At 56.4% G+C, this 6348-nt stretch carries 7 protein-coding genes; 1 reads left to right on the top strand and 6 read right to left on the bottom strand.

The genetic code is table 11. The features are described 5' to 3' along the window. Positions 1-388: ABC transporter substrate-binding protein (locus ACFQUU_RS06885; protein WP_382244556.1), on the bottom strand; the 388-nt coding region annotated here is incomplete at its 3' end. A 246-nt stretch (positions 389-634) separates the two neighbouring features. On the opposite strand from ACFQUU_RS06885, the gene ACFQUU_RS06880 reads away from it, so the two are divergent. After that, a complete protein-coding gene (locus ACFQUU_RS06880) occupies positions 635-1144 on the top strand; it encodes an Lrp/AsnC family transcriptional regulator (protein WP_382244553.1) in 510 nt (169 codons plus the stop codon). A gap of 168 nt (positions 1145-1312) precedes the next feature. On the opposite strand, the gene ACFQUU_RS06875 is transcribed toward ACFQUU_RS06880, so the two are convergent. The 5 genes from ACFQUU_RS06875 to ACFQUU_RS06855 all read right to left on the bottom strand — a co-directional run bounded on the left by ACFQUU_RS06875 (position 1313) and on the right by ACFQUU_RS06855 (position 6344). Then, entirely contained in the window at positions 1313-2629 is a 1317-nt protein-coding gene (locus ACFQUU_RS06875) for a D-amino acid dehydrogenase (protein WP_382244550.1), read from the bottom strand. Positions 2630-2770: 141 nt separating this feature from the next. Beyond that, positions 2771-3172, bottom strand: coding sequence for a hypothetical protein (locus ACFQUU_RS06870; RefSeq protein WP_382244547.1), 402 nt, complete (start codon positions 3170-3172; stop codon positions 2771-2773). Then, on the bottom strand, positions 3169-3594 hold the full coding sequence (locus tag ACFQUU_RS06865) for a DNA polymerase III subunit chi (RefSeq protein ID WP_382244545.1): 426 nt from the start codon (positions 3592-3594) through the stop codon (positions 3169-3171). The genes ACFQUU_RS06870 and ACFQUU_RS06865 overlap by 4 nt, the downstream gene beginning before the upstream one ends. A gap of 33 nt (positions 3595-3627) precedes the next feature. Continuing rightward, positions 3628-4257: a DUF4124 domain-containing protein gene (locus tag ACFQUU_RS06860; protein WP_382244542.1), complete on the bottom strand. Its 630-nt coding sequence runs from the start codon at positions 4255-4257 to the stop codon at positions 3628-3630. A gap of 20 nt (positions 4258-4277) precedes the next feature. Beyond that, positions 4278-6344, bottom strand: a complete 2067-nt coding sequence (locus ACFQUU_RS06855) for a M3 family metallopeptidase (protein ID WP_382244539.1) — start codon at positions 6342-6344, stop codon at positions 4278-4280. Positions 6345-6348: the final 4 nt, after the last annotated feature.

Here is a 6348-nt window from a genome sequence, read left to right as displayed (position 1 = left end):
CGGACGGGGAGATCTGCGGGATGCCTGCTTCGTAATAGATCTTCGATGCCGGGATGGTGGTGCCGGAGTTCAGGTGACCGATCACGCCGTTGACCTTGGCATCGACCAGCTTCTGTGCTGCAGCCGTACCCTGCTTCGGGTCAGCGCCGTCGTCTTCCGCCAGCAGTTCGAACTTGACCTTCTTGCCGCCGATGGTCACGCCCTTGGCGTTGAGTTCGTCGATCGCCATGCGGGCGCCGTTTTCGTTGTCCTTACCCAGGTGAGCGATCGCGCCGGAGATCGGGCCGACGTGGCCGATCTTGACGACTTGTTCCTGTGCCGAAGCTGTGCCTGCGAATGCAAATGCCAGTGCTGCGGCCAACGGAATCATTTTTGTTGTGGACTGCATAAAATATCCTCCTAAGGATTGATAAAACACGGGGTAACTGCAACACTCACCTCTCAGGTTGCCGCGAGTCCGCTGCGGTTGTTCGAATCATCGGAAGAGGTCTCCTAGTCGATGATTCGCGACGCCTGCATCACCTCGCGGCAGCCTGTTGTCTATTCAGAAAACTGAACAGGCAGACGGTACAACAGAAAAAATGGTTCGCAAAGAGTTTTTCTGCGGTTTTTCGTAATTTTCGACAATTTTTATATGCCTAAATTTCATGCACTCGACAAGGTCGACCGCAAGCTTCTGAACCTGCTTCAAAAGGATAATCAGATACCGACACGGACCCTTGCCGAGAAAGTGCACATCTCTCAACCGACCTGCCTCCGGCGCGTTCGCGAACTGCGCGAGGCAGGAGTGATCAGCGCCGACGTCGCCTTGGTCGATCCCTTCGCGCTGGGCTACGGCATGCTGGCTTTTCTTGAGGTGTCCCTGAACAATCAGTCGGATGAGCATATGCAGGAATTCGAGGCGCGCATGGCCAAGGAAAGCGAGGTGATGCAGTGCTACTTCGTATCGGGCGACTATGACTATTTCCTCGTCGTTCATGTGGTCGATATGGATGCGTATTACCAGTTCGTGCGACGTGTCATTTCCGGCTCCGGCAATGTGCGGCATTTCCAGTCGCGTTTTCCAATGAAGCGCGCAAAATTTGCAACCCGCATCGCTTTCGATGAGAAGCAGGCGGAAGTACAGGTTCGCGTGCCTAAGTAAGCCAGCTATTTGGTATAAGCCGATGTGCTGAGTTGACTCCACATCGTCCTTCCATAACGCGTCATGATGCGCGCGGATGACAAAAGCCCCCTGAATCTGCCTAGGTAGTTTCCGCAGAATTCAAGGGGCTTTATTTATGTTGCCGTCAATGTGGATATGGACGCCGTCTTATGCGCGCACTGGCATTGAGGTGGTGAACTGACCCGGTGTGCGGCGGGGCACGCCGGTAAACGCAAAATCCACTTCCGGCTGGCGACCCGACACGATGTCGGCGATCGCGCGTCCGGAGCCGCAGCCCATGGTCCAACCCAGCGTACCATGGCCGGTATTGAGGAAAAGATTGCTGATCTTCGATTTGCCGATGTAAGGCACGTTCGATGGCGTCAGCGGACGCAAGCCGGTCCAGTACACCGGGTTGTCGTAATCGCAGGCGCCCGGAAACAGTTCACGTGTGCGGCGCGTAATCGCTTCACAGCGGGTGGTATTCAGTTCGCGGGTATAGCCGTTGAGTTCGCAGGTGCCGGCGACGCGAAGTCGGTCACCAAGACGCGATACCACCAGTTTGTAACCATCGTCGGTCAGCGAAACGGTAGGCGCTGCATCCGGATTGGTGACGGCATAGGTTGCCGAGTACCCCTTGCCAGGGTAAATCATGAGATCAATGCCCAGCGGTTTGAGCAAGGGAACGGAGAAGCTGCCCATCGCCATGACAAACGCATCGGCATGCAGCACTTGGTGGCGTCCATCCGGATGGATGACTTCAACCCCGGTAACTTTGGCCGATCCACCCGATCCTTCGGTAATCAATCGCGTGATGGTGGTATTGAAACGGAAGTTGACGCCGGCATCGGCGGCACGTTGCGCCAGGCCGGTGGTGAATTTGAAGACGTCGCCCGACTCGTCGGTCGCGGTAAAGTCACCACCGACAATCTTGTCGCGGATGCTTGCCAGCGCAGGCTCGATGCGCACTACTTCATCAGCGCCAATTGAATCGCGTGGGCATCCAAGATCGCGCATCAGTTTGGCGGCCGGCAGCGAATCGTCGAACTCTTTCTTGTCGGTGTAGAAGTGCAGGATGCCGCTGGTCAGATGGTCATAGTCAATGCCAGTCTCGGCACGGACTGCCTGCAGGGTCTGGCGGCTGTATTCGGAGATAGCGACGATCTGGCGGATGTTTTCAGCAGTACGGCCGGGCGTGCATTCGCGCAGGAAGTGCAGACCCCAGTTCCACTGCAGCCATTCAGGACGGAAACGATAGAGCAGCGGTGCATCTTCCTTGCCCAGCCATTTCAGGATCTTGAGCGGCGCGGAGGGATTGGCCCACGGTTCCGCATGGGAAACGGAAATCTGGCAGCCATTGGCAAAGCTGGTTTCCTGTGCAACGCCGGGTTGGCGTTCAATGACAGTCACCTCATGGCCTGCCTTGTTGAGGAACCATGCTGACGTGGTACCGATGATGCCCGAGCCGAGTACGATAACTTTCATGACACACAATCTCCGTTTAGCGATGACGGAATTGTAAAAAGTTATCGATATTTTGAGTAATCAAGAATGGGTGCAGGATTTTTATTTGAAAACACCTTAAGCCTGCATGTGTTTGAAAATCCAAAAATTGAATAGGTGAGCTTATTTTTTTAAAGACTGCAGTTTCGTGATTTCCTGCGTCACTGCGCGTGAGACAACGTCTTTGACCGAATGGTGCAGTCCATCCTTGATTTCGTTGGCCAGTCGTTCGACCGCAAGCTGGAGTACATCAGCAAGACTATCGCGTACGCGCTGTTCCAGCACGAAGTCGACCCGTTCCAGTACCTGGACCAGAACGCGTTCACGGACTTCCCGTTCAAGGCGCTCCCAATCGGCTTCATCCCATACCCTTTCGGTGCGCGGCTCCAGCGTAACGATTGCTTCCGTTACCGGTATTTCGGGCGGGACATCGGCGGTCATCGTTACCTCTGGTGCAGTGGTGGCAGGAGCCGGAATAATTTCAGTCAGAACCGGTATGCCGGCGTCTAGGATATTGTTGCTCATGCCGGGTCCGCGACAAAGTGAGTGAGAGGGTAGCCGCGCTGCTGGTAAAACCGGTAACGATCCCTGCCGGCTGCCTTGTCGATATCGTCACTGGAAATGATTTCGAACATGCGTTCGAAGCGGGCGAAATGGATTGGCGTACCCGAAGACAGGTTGATCAGCACTTGATGATGCGGCAGTTCAGCCTCATCACTGTCGGTCAGGACAATCGGCGTACTGACGGCAAGCGGATCGCCGGCGGTCACGTGCGGCAGAAAATCCAGCGCCGAAAAGGTCCACAGCGCCTCATCCAACTTTGAAAGCAGGGAACGATCGTCCACGCGCAGCACGATGTTGCAGTTGGCGGTACGGGCCTTGCGGACCAGCCGGCAGGCATACAACAGCTTGTCTGGCACATTGCTATGAAAATCAATGCGGGTCATGTGCGCATCCCCGCGATGGAAACCCAGCCCATGTCAGAACCGGAAGCCGGGTGGCGCGTTGCCGATTGCCGGCGGCAGATCGGTCGCCGACGGTCGCGATGAACCTTGCGCATCGATTTTTTCCGGACTTGCAGCAACGCTTTTCGGTGTTGGCGCAGCTGCCTGCGGAGGTGGATTGCGATAGCTCTTGGGAAGTGCGCTGGTTTCCGGATATCCTGCATTGGACAGTGCGCCATTCCATGCGCCCGGCTCAAACCCGAGTTGCTTGTTCCGCCCAACTGTCAGCATCGGCAGCTGACCGTCACCGCCAGCCTGCTTGAACTGTGCAACGTCATCATTGCTGTTGACCGTCTTTTCCCTGAAGGGAATGCCACGCTCCGATAGCAGTTTGCGGCCGTCATCACAGGCAGCGCAGTTGCGTGTCGTGTAGAGCGTTACCGGATGGGCCTTCGCCGCTTCGGCCAGCTCGAAGGGCAGGCCGGCGGTATGGGTGTCGCCGGAAGACAGTGTCTTGGTTTCCACCTTGGCTGCCGTCTTGGGTGGCGGTACGTCGCTATAGGTGACCTTGCCATCCGGGCCCACCCATTTGTACAGTTGTGCTTGTGCTGCTGCACTGCAAAAGCACAGCAGCAGCACAGAACAGCATTGCAGCGGACGTTTCATTTCACTCCCTTGTTTCTTTTTTATGCCGTCATGCCGTTGTGCCGTAGCAACGCGTCGATGCTCGGCTCGCGGCCGCGGAAAGCCTTAAATGATTCCAGTGCAGACCGGGCACCACCCATGGAGAGGATTTCCTCCATAAATTTGCGTCCCGTATCCGCGGAAAGGATGTTTCCACCTACGGCGCCGGCTTCCTCGAACGCACTATAGGCATCCGCCGACAAGACCTCGGCCCATTTATAGCTATAGTAGCCTGCCGAATAGCCGCCCGCAAAGATATGACTGAAGGAATTCTGGAAGCGATTGAACGGCGGCGGAATCATTACCGCAAAACGGTTGCGGACATCATTGAGTACTTCTTGTGCAGTGCGGGTGCCGTGCGGGTCGTGGTCAAAATGCAAATGCATATCGAACAACGCAAACTCTACCTGGCGCAACGTCTGCAGGCCGGACTGGAAATTCTTGGCCGCGATCATCTTGTCAAACAGGGCGCGTGGCAGCGGAGCGCCGGTGTCGATATGCGCGGTCATGTGCTGCAGCACATCCCATTCCCAGCAAAAGTTTTCCAGGAATTGTGAAGGCAGTTCAACGGCATCCCATTCGACGCCGGAAATGCCGGACACACCGAGTTCATCCACCTGCGTGAGCATGTGATGCAGGCCGTGACCGAATTCATGGAATAGTGTGATCACTTCATCGTGCGAGAACAGCGCTGGTTTCGCTTTGCCGTTCACCACGGTCGGTTCGGTGAAATTGCAGGTCAGATAAGCGACCGGCGTCTGCACCTTCGGGCCGATCAGGCGCCGCCCGCGCGCATCATCCATCCAGGCGCCGCCGCGCTTGCCATGGCGGGCATACAGATCGAGATAGAACTGCCCGACCAGCTGGCCATTGCGCTCGATACGGAAAAACTTTACATCCTTGTGCCAGGTCGTCGCGGTATCCGGTTTGACCTCGACTGAAAACAGGCTCTGGATGACGCGAAACAGGCCTTCGATCACCTTCGGCTCCTGGAAATATTGCTTCACTTCCTGTTCCGAAAAGGCGTAGCGCTGTTCGCGCAGCTTTTCGGATGCATAGGTGACGTCCCATGCTTCCAGCTTTGCGATGCCTAGTTCCTTTTGCGCGAATGCACGCAGTTCTGCGAGATCGTTTTCGGCGAACGGTTTTGCACGCTTTGCAAGGTCTTCCAGGAATCCGATCACCTGTTGCGGGGTTTCGGCCATCTTCGGAACCAGGGACACTTCAGCGAAGTTATTGAAGCCGAGCAGCTTGGCTTCTTCATCGCGCAGCTTCAGCAGTTCCGCAATGTTTTGCGTGTTGTCCCATTCCGGTTTTGCGCCGAGTTCCGAAGCCTTGGTCACGTTGGCACGGTAAATTGTTTCGCGCAGTTCGCGCTTGTCCGCGTACTGGAGGATCGGAAAATAAGAGGGGAAGTGCAGCGTAAATTTATAGCCAGGCTTGCCATCCCGTTCAGCGGCGGCGCGGGCAGCATGTTTCGCGTCTTCCGGCAGGCCGGCCAGGTCAGCTTCGTTGTCGACAAACAGCGCGTAGTCGTTGGTGGCGTCGAGGACATTTTCAGAAAACTTTGTCGCCAGGGCGGCATGCTTTTCCTGAATCTGCGCATAGCGCGCCTTCTTGTCGTCGGGAAGTTCGGCGCCACCGAGGCGGAAATCGCGTAGCGCGTTTTCGATGATCTTCTTGCGGGCTCCCGACAGGCTGATGTAGTCGGGACTTTCCTTGAGTGCCTTGTACTTGTCGAATAGCGCGAGGTTTTGTCCAAGCTCGGTCCAGAACTCGGTAACCTTCGGCTGGTTTTCGTTGTACGCCGCGCGCAGTTCCGGTGTATCGACCACCGAGTTCAGGTGGCTGACGACACCCCATGCACGGCCGAGTTTTTCGGTGGCGTTCTCGAGCGGTTCGACAAAGTTCTCCCAGCTCACCTTATCCATCGGTGCTTCGAGCCGCTTGACCACGGTGCGCGCTTCGTCGAGCAGCGCAGCGATCGCGGGAGCGACGTGTTCAGGTTTTACAGCGTCGAAACGCGGGAGGTCGGAAAAGTCGAGCAGGGGATTCAGGGCGCTAGTCATTCGG

This window comes from Herbaspirillum sp. GCM10030257 (assembly GCF_042666555.1).
Taxonomy (GTDB): Bacteria; Pseudomonadota; Gammaproteobacteria; order Burkholderiales; family Burkholderiaceae_D; genus Noviherbaspirillum.
This window is presented reverse-complemented; position numbering and strand designations above follow the sequence as displayed.